At 42.3% G+C, this 15,034-nt stretch carries 18 protein-coding genes and 1 pseudogene; 4 read left to right on the forward strand and 15 right to left on the reverse strand.

What is annotated here, in order from left to right; genetic code table 11:
* Positions 1–235: 235 nt before the first annotated feature.
* The 8 genes and pseudogenes from HT721_RS06565 to tsaB form a co-directional block, all read right to left on the reverse strand.
* A complete protein-coding gene (locus HT721_RS06565; RefSeq protein ID WP_173229355.1) occupies positions 236–520 on the reverse strand; it encodes a bacteriocin immunity protein in 285 nt (94 codons plus the stop codon).
* A 230-nt stretch (positions 521–750) separates the two neighbouring features.
* Positions 751–969, reverse strand: a pseudogene (locus HT721_RS06570) (MutR family transcriptional regulator); the annotation flags it as partial.
* A gap of 70 nt (positions 970–1,039) precedes the next feature.
* The gene (locus HT721_RS06575) at positions 1,040–1,708 is read right to left on the reverse strand and encodes a CPBP family intramembrane glutamic endopeptidase (protein ID WP_173229357.1); all 669 of its coding nucleotides are present in this window, start codon (positions 1,706–1,708) and stop codon (positions 1,040–1,042) included.
* Between the two features lie 67 nt (positions 1,709–1,775).
* Positions 1,776–1,955 (reverse strand): hypothetical protein, encoded by a 180-nt coding sequence (locus tag HT721_RS11375; protein ID WP_316043907.1) that lies wholly within the window; start codon positions 1,953–1,955, stop codon positions 1,776–1,778.
* 290 nt (positions 1,956–2,245) lie between these two features.
* Positions 2,246–3,109, reverse strand: a complete 864-nt coding sequence (locus tag HT721_RS06585; protein WP_173229359.1) for an XRE/MutR family transcriptional regulator — start codon at positions 3,107–3,109, stop codon at positions 2,246–2,248.
* A gap of 103 nt (positions 3,110–3,212) precedes the next feature.
* Positions 3,213–4,223, reverse strand: coding sequence for a tRNA (adenosine(37)-N6)-threonylcarbamoyltransferase complex transferase subunit TsaD (gene tsaD / locus HT721_RS06590; RefSeq protein WP_173229361.1), 1,011 nt, complete (start codon positions 4,221–4,223; stop codon positions 3,213–3,215).
* Positions 4,213–4,650 (reverse strand): ribosomal protein S18-alanine N-acetyltransferase, encoded by a 438-nt coding sequence (gene rimI / locus HT721_RS06595; RefSeq protein ID WP_173229363.1) that lies wholly within the window; start codon positions 4,648–4,650, stop codon positions 4,213–4,215. Before rimI ends, tsaD begins: the two co-directional genes overlap by 11 nt.
* A complete protein-coding gene (gene tsaB, locus HT721_RS06600) occupies positions 4,647–5,330 on the reverse strand; it encodes a tRNA (adenosine(37)-N6)-threonylcarbamoyltransferase complex dimerization subunit type 1 TsaB (protein ID WP_173229365.1) in 684 nt (227 codons plus the stop codon). Before tsaB ends, rimI begins: the two co-directional genes overlap by 4 nt.
* A gap of 177 nt (positions 5,331–5,507) precedes the next feature.
* On the opposite strand from tsaB, the gene cibA reads away from it, so the two are divergent.
* Positions 5,508–5,693, forward strand: a complete 186-nt coding sequence (gene cibA / locus HT721_RS06605) for a fratricide two-peptide bacteriocin subunit CibA (RefSeq protein ID WP_000180841.1) — start codon at positions 5,508–5,510, stop codon at positions 5,691–5,693.
* A gap of 1 nt (position 5,694) precedes the next feature.
* Positions 5,695–5,847 (forward strand): fratricide two-peptide bacteriocin subunit CibB, encoded by a 153-nt coding sequence (cibB, locus tag HT721_RS06610; RefSeq protein ID WP_000974044.1) that lies wholly within the window; start codon positions 5,695–5,697, stop codon positions 5,845–5,847.
* 322 nt (positions 5,848–6,169) lie between these two features.
* On the opposite strand, the gene HT721_RS06615 is transcribed toward cibB, so the two are convergent.
* Positions 6,170–6,385, reverse strand: coding sequence for a hypothetical protein (locus HT721_RS06615; RefSeq protein WP_023935522.1), 216 nt, complete (start codon positions 6,383–6,385; stop codon positions 6,170–6,172).
* Positions 6,386–6,665: 280 nt separating this feature from the next.
* Here HT721_RS06615 and HT721_RS06620 point away from each other — a divergent pair, with 280 nt between their 5' ends.
* Both HT721_RS06620 and HT721_RS06625 read left to right on the forward strand, forming a co-directional pair.
* Positions 6,666–6,899, forward strand: coding sequence for a DNA-dependent RNA polymerase subunit epsilon (locus HT721_RS06620; protein WP_000639572.1), 234 nt, complete (start codon positions 6,666–6,668; stop codon positions 6,897–6,899).
* A gap of 1 nt (position 6,900) precedes the next feature.
* Positions 6,901–8,580, forward strand: a complete 1,680-nt coding sequence (locus HT721_RS06625; protein WP_060805918.1) for a ribonuclease J — start codon at positions 6,901–6,903, stop codon at positions 8,578–8,580.
* Between the two features lie 37 nt (positions 8,581–8,617).
* On the opposite strand, the gene mnmG is transcribed toward HT721_RS06625, so the two are convergent.
* From mnmG to HT721_RS06650, 6 genes are all read right to left on the reverse strand, one after another.
* Positions 8,618–10,531 carry a tRNA uridine-5-carboxymethylaminomethyl(34) synthesis enzyme MnmG gene (gene mnmG, locus HT721_RS06630; RefSeq protein WP_115904542.1) on the reverse strand — a complete coding sequence of 638 codons (1,914 nt, stop codon included), beginning with the start codon at positions 10,529–10,531 and terminating at the stop codon, positions 8,618–8,620.
* Positions 10,532–10,540: 9 nt separating this feature from the next.
* Positions 10,541–10,996 carry an NUDIX hydrolase gene (locus HT721_RS06635; protein ID WP_173229367.1) on the reverse strand — a complete coding sequence of 152 codons (456 nt, stop codon included), beginning with the start codon at positions 10,994–10,996 and terminating at the stop codon, positions 10,541–10,543.
* Positions 10,997–11,136: 140 nt separating this feature from the next.
* The gene (gene mnmA, locus HT721_RS06640) at positions 11,137–12,258 is read right to left on the reverse strand and encodes a tRNA 2-thiouridine(34) synthase MnmA (protein ID WP_164226297.1); all 1,122 of its coding nucleotides are present in this window, start codon (positions 12,256–12,258) and stop codon (positions 11,137–11,139) included.
* Between the two features lie 50 nt (positions 12,259–12,308).
* Positions 12,309–12,434, reverse strand: a complete 126-nt coding sequence (locus HT721_RS11290; RefSeq protein ID WP_267240675.1) for a hypothetical protein — start codon at positions 12,432–12,434, stop codon at positions 12,309–12,311.
* On the reverse strand, positions 12,418–13,809 hold the full coding sequence (gene argH / locus HT721_RS06645; protein WP_173229369.1) for an argininosuccinate lyase: 1,392 nt from the start codon (positions 13,807–13,809) through the stop codon (positions 12,418–12,420). The genes HT721_RS11290 and argH overlap by 17 nt, the downstream gene beginning before the upstream one ends.
* 28 nt (positions 13,810–13,837) lie before the next feature.
* On the reverse strand, positions 13,838–15,034 hold the full coding sequence (locus tag HT721_RS06650; RefSeq protein ID WP_173213252.1) for an argininosuccinate synthase: 1,197 nt from the start codon (positions 15,032–15,034) through the stop codon (positions 13,838–13,840).

The raw sequence follows: 15,034 nt of genomic DNA on the forward strand, positions 1-15,034 counted from the left end.
TGACGCGGTTTGAAGAGATTTTCGAAGAGTATAAATAGGCTGAAAAGGTTCCAGCCACAGCATGGACTATTATAACACATTCAGGAAAGAGAAAAAAGTCTGTTGATTGTAATCAGACAGACTCCATTTTATTCCATCGTATCAAAAGCGAGACTTGGCTTGGCATTGAAATCCAAGTCTTGCTCATATTCAGATTCATCCATTATGCGATACTCATGCCGTATTTTATAATGAATCATATTTTAAAAATACCAGACCACACTATTCCCTGCTTGTATTTAGCTTCTTTCTTTTGGACAAATTTTGCTAAATCCAACAACTCTGTCGGCGGTTCACCTTTAAAGTTCAATAATTCTTTAGAGACGGCAAATGAGAGACGTACAGCTAGCAAATCTTCACTACTACTAGAAAACTGTTTCGCTGTTTCTAGCAATTGCTTCCTAAATTCTTCCGTCAAGCTGATTTCTTTATTATTGTACAGGGAATGAATTAAAATTTGTAACTGACTCTGTTTTCCCATCGTTTACCTCATCTTATCTAGGACGCCAAGTTTCACTTTTAGTCCAGCTATTTACAGTATGCTCAGAATTAAACATATACTGTCCGAATTCCCATCTATAAACCACTTCTGCGACTTAGGATTTGCTTCAAGTGCTTTACAAGTATAGTATAACACAGAAATTGGCTTATTTTAGAAAATCGCATATTTGACATTTTTTCTCACAAAAATATCACATTTGCGATTGTTAACTAATCGATAAGTTCTTTGTATTGCTGAAAACGCAATTCGAAGAGGGCTAGCAATTGTGGATTTTCTAATACTTGCAGAGATTGGAGATAGCTTTCAATCTCTTTTTGATTGCTTCCTTTGGTTTGAAGAAAAATCAGCATTTTCTTTAAAAACTGCCACGATACTTTTTCAAAAACATCATATGGTCGCAATATGCTCTCCAACTCGGCTTCAAATAAAAGTTTCTTCATAGTAATTTAAAACTTTTTACCCAAATCAAATACTCTAAAATTTTCATCTTTTTAAGTCCTAGTGCCATAACATAAGAATCTGACTAATACCATTGTAAACTATATGCAGTCCAATAGGCCAATAAATGGACTTTGTCACTCTAAATAAGACTGCAAATATAAGACCGCCTCCCATATAGACGCAAAAGTCTGTCAATACCCAACCATGACTACTAATGTGCAAGATTCCAAATAATATAGCTGATCCGAGTACATTCAGTCCCCATTTCTTCCCTTTCTCCAGAGCTGTCATCACTAATCCACGATAAATCATGTCTTCAAAAATGGGACCTGCAATCACAGGATAAAAAAAATACATCAAAAATGCCGTAGCTCCTGTAAAAGTAGGAGCAGCATGTTGATAAGAAATTTCATTTCGAGTAGGTGGGAAAAGAAAAAAGGTGACAAAATTCCAAGCAACAAAAGCAAGCAGAGCTAGGAAGGAATAGAAAAGATAGGATCTTTTAAACTTTCTACTGTTGATTTTCTGCCATTTCCCCGACCAAATCATAGCAATAAGAGCAAATAAAACCACAAGAAAATGCAACATCATATCCGACAGATAATAGCCAAAGTCAGATAGACCAATAGCAAAGTCGCTAGATAAAACCAGACCACTAAGGTACTGATAAGCAATGACGAGTAGGAATGCTATAAAAAAGTAATAATGTAAGGTTATCTTTTTCATTCTATTTTCTCCTATACTATGAAATAAAGACAGCCCCTACCCAAGAAAAAGGCAAGGGCTTTGAATATCAATAACGACGTCTAGTCGCAGGAGCTGGAGGAGCAAAGTTAAAGTAGTTTTGCCATAGAGCACCTCCTCCATAACCTCCTCCAATATAAGCCAATGGAGGGTGTTCCTGTCCTCCATAAACTGTCTGCAACTCAGCTTCTGTCAATTCCATCGTTTCTGCAAATTGTAAATTTAACATCTTTTATACTCCTTCAATCGTTTTCTTCTTGTAAACCACTTCTGCGACCTAGGATTTGCTTCAAGTGCTTTACAAGGACAGTATAACACGAAAATTGGCTTATTTTTGAAAATCGCATATTTGATATTTTTTCTTATAGAAATTTCAGATTTGCGATTTTGGTGGATTTGATTATTTCCCTGGTATAATAAAGTTACTACTAACAAGGAGGGATATAATGATGAAAAAAAGAAAAATCCAACTGATACTCCTGCTTATTTCGGAGTGGGTTATCGTCTTCCCGTTTCTAATCAATCGATAAGTTCTTTGTATTGCTGAAAACGCAATTCGAATAGAGCTGTTAATTGTGGATTTTCTAATACTTGCAGAGATTGGATAAAGTGTTCAATCTCTTTTTGATTGCTTCCTTTAGTTTGAAGAAAGACACTCATTTTCTTTAAAAATTGCCACGATACTTTCTCAAAAACATCGTACGGACGCAACATGCTCTCCAACTCGGCTTCGAAGATTGGGATGTATGAGAAAAGTTTTCGCTCCATGAGTTCTGATAAGATATTTAAGAGTCCTTGCTTCATATACAGTCTATTATGTACCAACTCTTTAAATTCCTTGGATTTTTCAAGCAAAGAGGTTGATAAAAAGATTAGGTCTTGATTGCTCAAGAAGGGCATAGTATTGCAAAAAAGATAAAGTTCAAACCAGGTCCAAGACTCAATAGCATAGAGATAAGTAGTCAAAAACTCCCTATCCTCCTCTGTTAGCAGATAGCTCTTATTTAAGGAATGAATAGCATTTTTAATCACAATGGCATTCAAACAACGATAGCTCTCTGCCATCTGTCCTTGCTCGACTTCCTCCAACAGTTGCTCTAAGCCAGCTATATCTTGGTGGGCAAAGCGATCCACAACCCTCCTACCAATCTGCATATGTGGAGATTCTTGATAGTTATTGAGCTTATGACCAAACTCATCAAAATTCATATTGATCCCTTGGATGGCTAGGATCAACTTATCTGCAGATAGCATAGACTGCCCTAGTTCGAACTTGGATAGCTGAGAAGCTGTTAGTCCAGCACAAGCCACATCTGACTGTTTGAGCTTTCTAGCCAAGCGCAATTCCTTGTAAAATTCTCCCAATTCCATTCTCTCAATCATCTTGCCACCTCCTAGCTTTTGCATATTATATCATTATTTTTATAGTTTTGTCAAAATATTCTGACACTTTAAACAGTGAAAAAGCCAGCCTTAAGCTGACTCTTTATTCTATAGTATCAAAAGCGAGACTTGGTTTGGCATTGAGATCCAAGCCTGAGAAGTTTTCTTTGTTCCACTCGCTGACGCTGGCATAGGCAATCATTCCTGCATTGTCTCCGCAAAGACGCAGAGGTGGAATGATAACCTTGACGTCAGTGATTTCGGCCGCTAGGCGTTCTCTGAGGCCTTTATTGGCTGCTACCCCACCTGCCACAACTAGAGTTTTAACAGGGTATTTCTCCAAAGCCTTCTTAGTTTTTGCCATAAGAATATCCAAGACAGCTGCTTGGAAGGAAGCACACAAATCCTCTGTGGACAAGCTCGCTCCCTTTTGCTCGGCATTGTGGTGAAGATTGATAAAGGCAGACTTCAAACCAGAGAATGAAAACTCCAGATTATCTTCCTTGATCATGGCACGAGGGAAATCATAAATATCCTGTCCCTGATGAGCTAGCTCGTCAATCTCACGACCAGCAGGATAGGTCAAGCCCATGACACGGCCGACCTTATCATAGGCCTCGCCAACCGCGTCATCTCGCGTTTCTCCAACAATCTTGTAGTCACCAGCCTCGGAAACATAGACCAACTCCGTATGTCCACCGCTAACCAAGAGGGCTAGCAAGGGAAACTCCAAAGGCTCCACACTCTGAGCGGCCATGAGGTGGCCAGCCATGTGGTTAACGGGAATTAGCGGAAGTCCATGTGCCCAAGCAAAGGCCTTAGCAGCTGACAAGCCAACTAGCAAGGCTCCGACCAAGCCTGGTCCATAGGTAACCGCAACAGCTGTCACATCCTCTTCCGTAATCCCTGCTTCTGCTAGCGCCTCCTCGATACAGGCTGTAATGACCTCGACATGGTGACGACTGGCTACTTCAGGCACTACGCCCCCAAAACGTTTATGACTCTCAATTTGACTAGCAATGACATTGGACAAGAGCTCATCGTCATTTTTCAAGACGGCGACACTGGTCTCATCACAGGATGTCTCAAATGCTAAAATATATCTATCCTTCATCTATTTCTCTCTTCATGATGATGGCGTCCTCGACTGGGTCATGGTAGTAGGCATTTCGCTCAGCGATGACCGCCATCTTTTCTTTCTTGTAAAATGCTTGCGCTCGTTGATTTGACTTTCTGACTTCGAGGAAAATCTCTTTGTCTGTCGGCAGTGTCGCAAACAAGGCAGAGGCTAGCCCCTGACCTTGATAGGCTTTTTTGACAGCGATCTGCAATACTTCTGCTTCAAAAAGATTCTCCTGAACAGCTAAAAATCCAATCACTTCTTCCCCATCATAAGCCAGAGCATACCAAGTCTGGTCTTGGGACAGGTCTGCTTGGATTTGTTCCAGCGTCCAAGGGCTAACCGAGTAAACAGCTGCCATAACAGCATAGATGGCTTGAGCCAAGTCAGGCTGCTGTTGGATTCGTTTAATTTCTATCATAGGCGTTTAATGTAAGACTCGCCAGACTCGGTGTGGTTCTTGAGCCAGTTTTCCTCAGCCTCGACTCGTTTGAGGTAATTCGGCACAAAATCATGCAAGGAGTCTGCTTCCTTGTCCCAGGCCCAGAGAGCTAGATTGGCTGCATTAGGCAAGGTTTCTTTGAAATTAGTCCTTGGCAAGTGTTCTTGAATCTGCTCCACAAAGGGGCCAACTTCTCCGACAAAGGTTACCTGACTAGCGCCCTTGATTAGCTCAATCACTCTCTCAAAGGAAAGGTGCGCTTCTGGCATGACAGGTTTAGCATTTTCATAAAATCCTGCGTACACATTATTGCGACGCGCATCCATCAAAGGAACGAAGAGACCTTCTTGTTGGTAGGGCACCAGAGCCAAGAGGCTAGACATACCAACCAACTCAATGTTCAGAGTATGAGCCAAAGTCTTGGCAGTTGCGACCGCAATTCGCAAGCCTGTGTAGCTACCTGGTCCTTCCGCCACCACGATTCGGTCCAAGTCCTTGGGAGTCCAGTCCAAACTCGCCATCAAAAAATCGATGGCAGGCATGAGGGTAATACTGTGATTTTTCTTGATGTTAATAGTAGTCTCAGCAAGAACCTGCTTGTCCTCTAAAATAGCGAGAGAAAGAGCCTTGCTGGACGTATCAAAAGCTAATACTTTCATAACACATTCCTATCTTTTTGTCTGCTTACTATTATACTACAAAAGCTGGCACATGGGAATTTTCTTTATCCCCAAACAAGAGTGCCCTCACTTAACTAAAAATAATTTAAAAAAATGTTCACTTTTCCTTTTCTTTTACGAATATAAAAGTGAACAAGAAAAAAGGAGGAAAGTTCAATGACAAATTTTGACGTTCTTGACAATCAATTTTTATCCTTATCTGAAAATGAATTATCAGATATTGATGGCGGTCTCGCTCCCTTGGTTATCTTTGGAGTAGCAGTATCTTGGAAAGCTATTGCAGGTGGAACAGCACTTATAGGTTCTGGTTTGGCAGCTGGTTATTTTTTAGGAGGAGATTAATATGATGAAAGATTTGAACAACTATTGTGAAATTTCTAATAAGGAATTGCAAGAAATAAAGGGTGGCTTTGGTGTAGGTGTTGGTATCGCTTTATTTATGGCAGGTTATACCATTGGAAAAGACCTTCGTAAAAAATTTGGTAAGTCATGCTAAATAAAAAACACATTTTTAGAAAGATAAATTTTATTATCTTTATCTCTTACAGTTTGCTCAGCATTCTCAATGATTTAAACATGACTACTATCCCTTTACCAATTGATTTATCTGTTTGTATTGTTTTATTTTTATGCTTCAACTCTATTTTTGAACAGAAGAATCATTAACATAAAACTAATAAGCTATGAAAATTCGATTGTCATGTCATTTTAGAAAAATGCAAAGACCACCTCATCTTGATAGATGGGGTGGAATTTTCGTGTCGTAAATCTACTATCTCTATATCCCCAAACAAAAAGCCCCAGCATAAGCGGGGCATCTAAGCATTTAATCCAAAGTAAAATACAAACCAAACGACATAGGTTACGAGGAGGAGAAAAAGCGAGTAGAGAGTCACAAAAGTAATTTTCCACAAGAACTTGGTTTGTCGTCGTTCCAGTTTTGCAAATAGAAGATTCCCTCCATAAACGCAAGCAACAAAAACAATAAAAGCTACCAAGCGAGCTCCGATAGCAAAAGCAAATAAGTTATACATAGGGCAACCTCCTTGACTTAAAAACTATATGGAATTATGACAAACAATAAATTTCACTTCCGTTGTCAATATAACACATTTTCTTTATTTTTGCAAGCGCTTACCAAAGAAATCGTCCCCTGACTTTCTCGTTTCCGTCTTTTACTAATTTTTCATTTTGTGGTATAATTGAAATAATTGTAACGAATCAAGGTCAATCTAGACACAAAATGGAATGAAATCAAGCAAATCTATGCTAAAAGTTTGGAATAAGCTGACCTGTAAAATAGAAAGGAACTATATGATTTACAAAGTTTTTTATCAAGAAACAAAAGAACGTAGCCCACGACGTGAAACAACACGCGCACTATACCTAGACATCGATGCCAGCTCAGAACTTGAGGGCCGTATCGCTGCTCGCCAACTTGTCGAAGAAAATCGCCCAGAGTACAATATCGAGTATATCGAACTCTTGTCTGACAAATTGCTAGATTACGAAAAAGAAACTGGCGCCTTCGAAATCACGGAGTTCTAATATGGCCTATACTCTTAAACCTGAAGAAGTTGGCGTTTTTGCCATCGGTGGTCTGGGAGAAATCGGGAAAAACACATACGGAATTGAATACCAAGACGAGATTATCATCGTCGATGCTGGGATTAAATTCCCAGAAGATGACTTGCTGGGTATCGACTACGTCATTCCTGATTACTCTTACATTGTAGACAATATCGATCGCGTCAAGGCTGTTTTGATTACCCACGGACACGAGGACCACATCGGTGGGATTCCATTCCTACTCAAGCAAGCAAATGTCCCAATCTATGCTGGACCACTTGCCTTGGCTTTAATCCGTGGTAAACTCGAAGAACATGGCCTCCTGCGCAACGCCAAACTTTACGAAATCAACCACAACACTGAGTTGACCTTTAAAAATCTCAAGGCAACTTTCTTTAGAACGACTCACTCTATTCCAGAGCCTTTGGGGATTGTCATTCATACTCCTCAAGGGAAAATCGTTTGTACGGGTGACTTCAAGTTTGACTTAACACCAGTTGGTGAACCAGCAGATTTGCACCGTATGGCTGCGCTTGGTGAAGAAGGCGTGCTCTGTCTCCTGTCTGACTCAACAAATGCAGAAGTGCCAACCTTTACCAACTCTGAAAAAGTCGTTGGCCAGTCCATCATGAAGATTATCCAAGGCATCGAAGGACGTATCATCTTTGCATCCTTTGCCTCAAATATCTTCCGTCTCCAACAAGCAACAGAAGCCGCTGTTAAGACTGGACGTAAGATTGCGGTCTTTGGTCGTTCGATGGAAAAGGCCATTGTCAACGGAATTGAGCTTGGCTACATAAAAGCTCCAAAAGGAACCTTTATCGAGCCAAATGAAATCAAAGACTACCCTGCAGGAGAAATTCTGATCCTCTGTACAGGTAGTCAGGGCGAGCCTATGGCAGCCCTCTCTCGTATCGCCAACGGAACCCACCGTCAGGTACAGCTCCAACCCGGTGATACCGTTATCTTCTCTTCAAGTCCCATCCCTGGAAACACTACTAGCGTCAACAAGCTGATTAACATCATTTCTGAAGCTGGTGTCGAAGTTATCCACGGTAAGGTTAACAATATCCATACATCTGGACACGGTGGCCAGCAAGAGCAAAAACTTATGCTCCGCTTGATTAAGCCAAAATACTTCATGCCTGTCCACGGTGAATACCGCATGCAAAAAGTCCACGCTGGACTAGCGGTAGATACTGGTGTTGAGAAGGACAATATCTTTATCATGAGCAATGGTGATGTGCTTGCCCTTACTGCTGACTCAGCTCGTATCGCAGGTCATTTCAACGCCCAAGACATCTATGTAGATGGAAATCGTATCGGTGAAATCGGTGCTGCTGTCCTCAAAGATCGTCGTGATCTATCTGAAGACGGTGTCGTTCTAGCAGTCGCAACTGTTGACTTCAAATCACAGATGATTCTATCTGGTCCAGACATCCTCAGCCGAGGCTTTGTCTACATGAGAGAGTCTGGCGACTTGATTCGCCAAAGCCAACGCATCCTCTTCAATGCCATTCGTATCGCACTGAAAAATAAGGATGCTAGCGTGCAATCTGTCAATGGTGCCATTGTCAACGCTATTCGCCCCTTCCTCTATGAAAATACAGAACGTGAACCGATCATCATCCCTATGATCCTCACACCAGATGAAGAATAAATCATAAAACAGCCCCGATTTTCGGAGCTGTTTTTCTCTATGCTTTCTTTTCTTGATTTTTAGAAATACTACGATTTTTACCTTCCAGATACACCATCAAAATAGAAATATCTGCTGGGTTTACTCCCGAAATACGGCTGGCTTGACCAATAGTTTCTGGATTGATAAGTTTGAACTTCTGGCGAGCTTCTGTCGCGATAGAATCAATATCATCCCAGTCGATATTGGCTGGAATGCGTTTTTCTTCCATGCGTTTCATCTTAGCAACCTGGTCCATGGCTTTGGAAATATAGCCTTCATACTTGATTTCTGTTTCAATCAATTCGATAATCTTGTCATCCAAGTCCTCTGCAGCTGGTCCGATGAAGGCCACCACATCTTGATAAGAAACTTCTGGACGGCGAAGGAATTCCTTGGCTGTCACTGCATCGGTCAACGGCTTGAAGCCCATCTCCTCAACCTTAGCATTGGTTTCTTTGACTGGCTTGAGTTTGATACTGTCTAGGCGCTTCATCTCATTGTCAAACTGATTTTTCTTGATTTCAAAGCGAGCCCAGCGTTCATCATCCACAAGTCCAATCTCGCGTCCCATCTCTGTCAAACGCATATCGGCATTGTCATGACGGAGAATGAGGCGGTATTCAGCACGACTGGTCAAAAGGCGATAAGGCTCAATGGTTCCCTTGGTCACCAAGTCGTCAATCATGACCCCAATATAACCGTCACTGCGCTTCAAAATCAACTCAGGCTTGCCTTGGATTTTCAGAGCCGCATTGATACCCGCGATAATCCCTTGACCAGCAGCTTCTTCGTAACCTGACGTTCCATTTGTCTGACCAGCAGTGAAGAGACCTGAGATTTTCTTGGTTTCCAGAGTCGCACGCAACTGATGAGGCAAGACCATGTCGTACTCGATGGCATAACCTGTTCGCATCATCTCTGCATTTTCCAACCCTTTGATAGAATGAACCAAGTCACGTTGGACATCCTCAGGCAGACTGGTTGAAAGTCCTTGAACATAGACTTCCTCTGTATTGCGCCCTTCTGGCTCAAGGAAGAGTTGGTGACGCTCCTTGTCCGCAAAGCGCACAATCTTGTCTTCAATCGACGGACAGTAACGAGGTCCCACTCCCTTGACCACACCTGTAAACATAGGCGCACGGTGGAGGTTATTTTGGATAATCTCATGACTGGTACCGTTGGTGTAGGTCAACCAGCATGGCACTTGATCCTTGACATAATCCTCATCACGTGAAGTGTATGAGAAATGATTAGGCGCTTCGTCTCCTGGCTGAATCTCGGTCACATCGTAGTTGATAGAAGAAGCCTTGACACGTGGAGGTGTTCCTGTCTTGAAACGACCAATTTCGAGTCCCAATTCCTTTAGGTTATCAGCTAGGTTAATAGAAGCTAGGCTGTGGTTTGGTCCTGATGAGTACTTGAGGTCTCCGATGATGATTTCCCCACGGAGGGCAGTCCCTGTCGTCACGATAACAGCCTTAGCAGCATATTCTTGATGGGTAGCTGTACGAACACCGACAACCTTGCCATCTTCAACCAAAATCTCATCAATCATGGTTTGACGAAGGGTCAAATTCTCTTGATTTTCAACTGTCTTGCGCATTTCCTTAGAGTAAAGCTCTTTGTCAGCTTGCGCACGAAGGGCACGGACAGCTGGCCCCTTCCCTGTATTGAGCATCTTCATCTGGATGTAAGTCTTGTCAATGGTTTTGGCCATCTCGCCACCAAGGGCATCGACTTCACGCACAACAATCCCCTTGGCAGAACCACCGATAGAGGGATTACATGGCATGAAAGCCAGCATTTCAATATTGATGGTCGCAAGCAAAACCTTACACCCCATACGACTAGCAGCTAGGGATGCTTCTACCCCAGCGTGTCCCGCACCAATTACAATAATATCGTATTCTTCAGTAAAATGATAAGTCATGTTTCTCTCCTATTCCTCAAGATGAATGTGTCTTAGTTGGCCGTCCCAAGTTGGTAGGGCTGTTTTTAAAAGGGCTGGAACTAGCTGGATATTCTGGAGCTGATCCAAGTCAATCCACTCACAAGGCTGCCTTTTCTCATCTTCCTGCATGGTCAATGGGGCATCCTCCAGTAGATCAACCAGATAATGAAACTCGATGTTGTGATAGAAAATACCGTCCTGTTCAAAACGATTTTCAACCACAAAAGCTAGCTGCCCAGCTTGAGCTCGGACACCTAATTCTTCCCTCACTTCACGAACTACCGCGTCTTCCGTGCTTTCATTAACTTGAATCGCACCTCCAATAGTGTAATACTTGCCCTCGTCTTTGGTAACTAGGAGCTTGCGATTTTGAAGAATCAAGGCTGTCGCCCGAACGCCAAAAATCGTATTTCCTACTCTTGTCCGAAAGTCTTGTTGAGTCATTTTTATCCCCTCCTCTAAACGGCACAAAAACAGTCAAAACTCCAAAGAAGTGCAGGACAAAAAAGCCTGCAACATCCATGAGCTTTGACCATCATTTCTATTGCTTTTATTATTGTAGCAAATTGAGAAAATTTGTCAATCTAAATGTACTGACAAACTTGTCCATCGCGGTAAGCATTGTCAATCAAACCGCCACCTAGACACTCATCGCCATCATAAAAGACAACTGCCTGTCCTGGTGTAATCGCGCGTTGCGGTTCTGCAAAGATAACTTCTGCCTTATCTCCTTTGACATGGACGGTCACCTTAGAATCAGGCTGACGGTAGCGGAATTTTGCTGTGCATTCGAGCGTAAACTCTTCTGGCATGTCACGAGTAAAGTGGACTTGGCTAGCCTCTAGGCTGGTTGACATGAGCGAATCATGGTAGAAACCTTGGCCGACATAGAGGATATTCTTGCTTAGGTCTTTTCCGACAACGAACCAAGGGGCATTGTCACCGCCGTGTTGCCCACCGATACCCAGACCGCCACGCTGACCAATCGTATAGTACATAAGACCTGCATGCTCGCCCATATCGCGACCATCCACAGTAATCATGCGACCAGGCTGAGCTGGCAGGTAGTTGCTGAGGAAATTTTTAAAGTTCTTTTCTCCGATAAAGCAAATCCCTGTCGAGTCTTTCTTCTTAGCAGTTGCAAGGCCTGCTTCTTCTGCTAATCTGCGAACTTCGGGCTTTTCCAAATGTCCTAGTGGGAACATGGTTTTTTGAAGTTGTTCTTGCGAAAGTTGGCTGAGGAAATAGGTCTGGTCCTTGCCATTGTCCACACCACGAAGCATATGAACAGTACCATCTTCATCACGCGCTACACGGGCATAATGGCCAGTCGCTACATAGTCTGCCCCTAAAGTCATGGCATAGTCCAAAAAGGCCTTGAACTTGATTTCCTTGTTGCACATAACATCTGGATTTGGCGTACGTCCTGCACGGTATTCCGCTAGGAAATACTCAAAAACGCGGTCCCAGTACTCTTTTTCAAAATTGACAGAGTAGTAGGGAATGCCAATCTGGTCTGCCACCGCAGCCACATCCTTGTAATCTTCGGTCGCCGTACAGACGCCGTTTTCATCTGTGTCATCCCAGTTCTTCATGAAGATACCGATCACATCGTAGCCCTGCTCCTTGAGAAGAAGAGCCGTCACCGACGAATCAACACCACCACTCATCCCCACAACAACACGTGTTTTAGAGTTATCACTCATGGTAAGTCTCCCATCTATTCGTTTATTCACGATTGAAGGTCGTGTGTGCTTCAACGATTGAAGGTCGCTTGAGCAGTATTCATTATAACACGCTTGGTTAGAGAAGACAAGAAAGAGGTTGTCAATCGACCAACCTCTTGTTCTGAACCTATCAATCTATCACTTTCTAGCTTCATTCGCTTTCTTAGCAACTGCAATCTGGTATTTCACTTGGTCAAATCCTGTACCTCCCAAGGAATTTCGTCTTTGAACAGCAGTTTTAGGTTGCAAGTAGACATAAATATCCTCGGCAATGAGGGAATGATAGGTTTGTAATTCCTCCAAAGTCCAATCTTGAATATTTTTAGCAAACTTGATAGAGTCTAGCACTAATCTTCCTACAACCTCATGAGCTTCTCTAAATGGCAAACCTTTCCCTGCCAAATAATCTGCTAACTCAGTTGCATTTGAAAAGTCCTTCTCTGTCGACTCTTGCATTTTTTCCTTGTTTACCTGCAAACTAGATAACATACCTGCCAACACATCGAGGGAATTTAAAATCGTTTCGACCGTATCAAACATTCCTTCCTTATCCTCTTGCAAATCCTTATTATAAGCTAAAGGCAAGGACTTCATGACTGTCAACAGTCCAAACAGATTCCCATAGACTCTACCAGTCTTTCCTCGAATCAACTCAGCCATATCTGGATTTTTCTTTTGGGGCATAATAGAGGAACCTGTTGTAAACGTATCTGACAAGGTAATGAATTGGTACTCAAAACTACACCAATTGATCATTTCTTCGCAAAAACGGCTCATATGCATCATGAGTATGCTGGCATTGGATAGAAATTCTAAGATAAAATCGCGGTCACTAACAGCATCCAAAGAATTTGTATAAGGTTGCTTAAACTCCAGCAAATCGCTAGATAATTGGCGATCAATGGGGAAAGTCGTTCCTGCCAAAGCTGCCGCACCTAGAGGGCATAGGTCTGTATGCTGCTGGTTAAATTCAAAACGTTCACTGTCTCTTTGAAACATATTGTAGTAAGCCATCAGGTGGTGGGCAAAACTAATAGGCTGGGCATGTTGCAGATGGGTATAGCCCGGCATGATCGTCTCCACATGATTTTCCGCCAAGTCTAATAAAACACCCTTGAGATGAGTCAGCTTATCTAGGACATGACCTAGTTGCTCCTTGAGATACAAGTGCATATCTGTCGCAACTTGGTCATTTCGAGAACGAGCCGTATGTAACTTCCCTGCAAGGGGACCGATTTTTTCTGTCAGCAACACTTCCATATTCATATGAATATCTTCGTTTGCAATATCAAAGTCAAGTTGGCCTGCCTCTAGCTCTTCTAAAAGCTCTTTCAAGCCTGCTTGAATCTTTTCTGACTCATTCAAACTCAAAATGCCCGTCTGACCCAACATCTGAACGTGGGCTAAAGAACCAATCACGTCAAATTTAGCTAATTTCTGGTCAAAAGATATACTCGCACCAAAGCGCTCTACCCAGTCTTCGACAGTACCTTCAAATCGACCACCCCATAATTTTGTATTCTTAGCCATATCACATCCACCTCTCTATCCAATCGCCCTATTTGGCACTTTTTTGAACCTCAGAATGAACCTTGGTTGGAAGTCCCCACAACTTAATAAAGCCAACAGCCGCATCTTGGTCAAAGGTATCTGCACTAGTATACGTCGCCAAATTTTCATCGTAAAGAGAATTTGGTGATTTCCGAGCCACGACCTGAGCGCTTCCCTTATACAGTTTGACTTTTGCAGTCCCATTGACAACTTTTTGAGTCTCTTTAATATAAGCAATCAAGGCTTGTGTAGCCGGACTAAACCACAAAGCATTATAAATGAGATTTGATAATTCATTTTCTATGATTGGTTTAAAATGAGCCACTTCTCTCACAAGCGTCAAATCCTCAATGTCCTTATGAGCTGTCAGCAGAGTCACTGCCCCTGGGCACTCATAGATTTCTCTTGATTTAATCCCAACCAAGCGATTTTCCACGTGGTCAATCCGTCCGACCCCATGTTTTCCAGCTATTTCATTGAGTTTTTGAATCAAATCTGCCAATTTTAACACTTCTCCATTGAGGGAAACTGGAACACCTTCACTAAACTCAATATCAATGTATTCTGGCATATCTGGAGCTTGCTCTGGAGAAGTTGTGATGCCAAAGGCTTCCTCTGGAGCCTGATTCCATGGATTTTCCAAAATACCACATTCATTGGCACGTCCCCAAAGATTTTGGTCGACAGAGTAGGGATTATCAAGGTCAGCAGGAACAGGTACCCCATTTTCCTTAGCATAATGAATTTCTTCCTCCCGAGACCATTTCCATTCACGAACTGGCGCAATCACTTTTAAATTGGGATCCAAGGCTGCAATCGATACTTCAAAACGCACTTGGTCATTCCCCTTACCAGTACAACCATGAGCAATTGTAGTCGCTCCTGTCTGATGCGCTATTTCAACCAATTTTTTAGAAATAAGAGGGCGGCTCAAGGCAGATACCAAGGGGTACTTTTGTTCATAGTAGGCATGTGACTGGAGAGCCACTAGCACATAATCTGTAGCAAATTCGTCCTTAACATCAATAACATAAGATTCGACTGCCCCAACCTTAAGAGCCTTATTATGGATGAAATCTAAGTCTTTCCCTTCACCCACATCCATACAAACTGCAACAACATCATAATCTTTCTTTAACCAGGTAATAGCAACTGATGTGTCCAAACCGCCAGAATAGGCCAAAATTACTTTTTCTTTACTCAT

Source organism: Streptococcus sp. 4094 (assembly GCF_013277125.1).
Taxonomy (GTDB): Bacteria; Bacillota; Bacilli; order Lactobacillales; family Streptococcaceae; genus Streptococcus.

What these genes read in the sequence shown, in the direction of transcription:
- tsaB (WP_173229365.1), bottom strand. Translation starts at nt 5,330, where the DNA reads ATGAAAGTATTAGCTTTTGATACGTCCAGCAAGGCTCTTTCTCTCGCT.
- HT721_RS06620 (WP_000639572.1), top strand. Translation starts at nt 6,666, where the DNA reads ATGATTTACAAAGTTTTTTATCAAGAAACAAAAGAACGTAGCCCACGA.
- HT721_RS06585 (WP_173229359.1), bottom strand. Translation starts at nt 3,109, where the DNA reads ATGATTGAGAGAATGGAATTGGGAGAATTTTACAAGGAATTGCGCTTG.
- mnmG (WP_115904542.1), bottom strand. Translation starts at nt 10,531, where the DNA reads ATGACTTATCATTTTACTGAAGAATACGATATTATTGTAATTGGTGCG.
- mnmA (WP_164226297.1), bottom strand. Translation starts at nt 12,258, where the DNA reads ATGAGTGATAACTCTAAAACACGTGTTGTTGTGGGGATGAGTGGTGGT.
- HT721_RS06650 (WP_173213252.1), bottom strand. Translation starts at nt 15,034, where the DNA reads ATGAGTAAAGAAAAAGTAATTTTGGCCTATTCTGGCGGTTTGGACACA.
- rimI (WP_173229363.1), bottom strand. Translation starts at nt 4,650, where the DNA reads ATGATAGAAATTAAACGAATCCAACAGCAGCCTGACTTGGCTCAAGCC.
- cibB (WP_000974044.1), top strand. Translation starts at nt 5,695, where the DNA reads ATGATGAAAGATTTGAACAACTATTGTGAAATTTCTAATAAGGAATTG.
- HT721_RS06625 (WP_060805918.1), top strand. Translation starts at nt 6,901, where the DNA reads ATGGCCTATACTCTTAAACCTGAAGAAGTTGGCGTTTTTGCCATCGGT.
- HT721_RS06575 (WP_173229357.1), bottom strand. Translation starts at nt 1,708, where the DNA reads ATGAAAAAGATAACCTTACATTATTACTTTTTTATAGCATTCCTACTC.
- cibA (WP_000180841.1), top strand. Translation starts at nt 5,508, where the DNA reads ATGACAAATTTTGACGTTCTTGACAATCAATTTTTATCCTTATCTGAA.
- argH (WP_173229369.1), bottom strand. Translation starts at nt 13,809, where the DNA reads ATGGCTAAGAATACAAAATTATGGGGTGGTCGATTTGAAGGTACTGTC.
- HT721_RS06565 (WP_173229355.1), bottom strand. Translation starts at nt 520, where the DNA reads ATGGGAAAACAGAGTCAGTTACAAATTTTAATTCATTCCCTGTACAAT.
- HT721_RS06635 (WP_173229367.1), bottom strand. Translation starts at nt 10,996, where the DNA reads ATGACTCAACAAGACTTTCGGACAAGAGTAGGAAATACGATTTTTGGC.
- HT721_RS11290 (WP_267240675.1), bottom strand. Translation starts at nt 12,434, where the DNA reads ATGAAGCTAGAAAGTGATAGATTGATAGGTTCAGAACAAGAGGTTGGT.
- tsaD (WP_173229361.1), bottom strand. Translation starts at nt 4,223, where the DNA reads ATGAAGGATAGATATATTTTAGCATTTGAGACATCCTGTGATGAGACC.
- HT721_RS11375 (WP_316043907.1), bottom strand. Translation starts at nt 1,955, where the DNA reads ATGTTAAATTTACAATTTGCAGAAACGATGGAATTGACAGAAGCTGAG.
- HT721_RS06615 (WP_023935522.1), bottom strand. Translation starts at nt 6,385, where the DNA reads ATGTATAACTTATTTGCTTTTGCTATCGGAGCTCGCTTGGTAGCTTTT.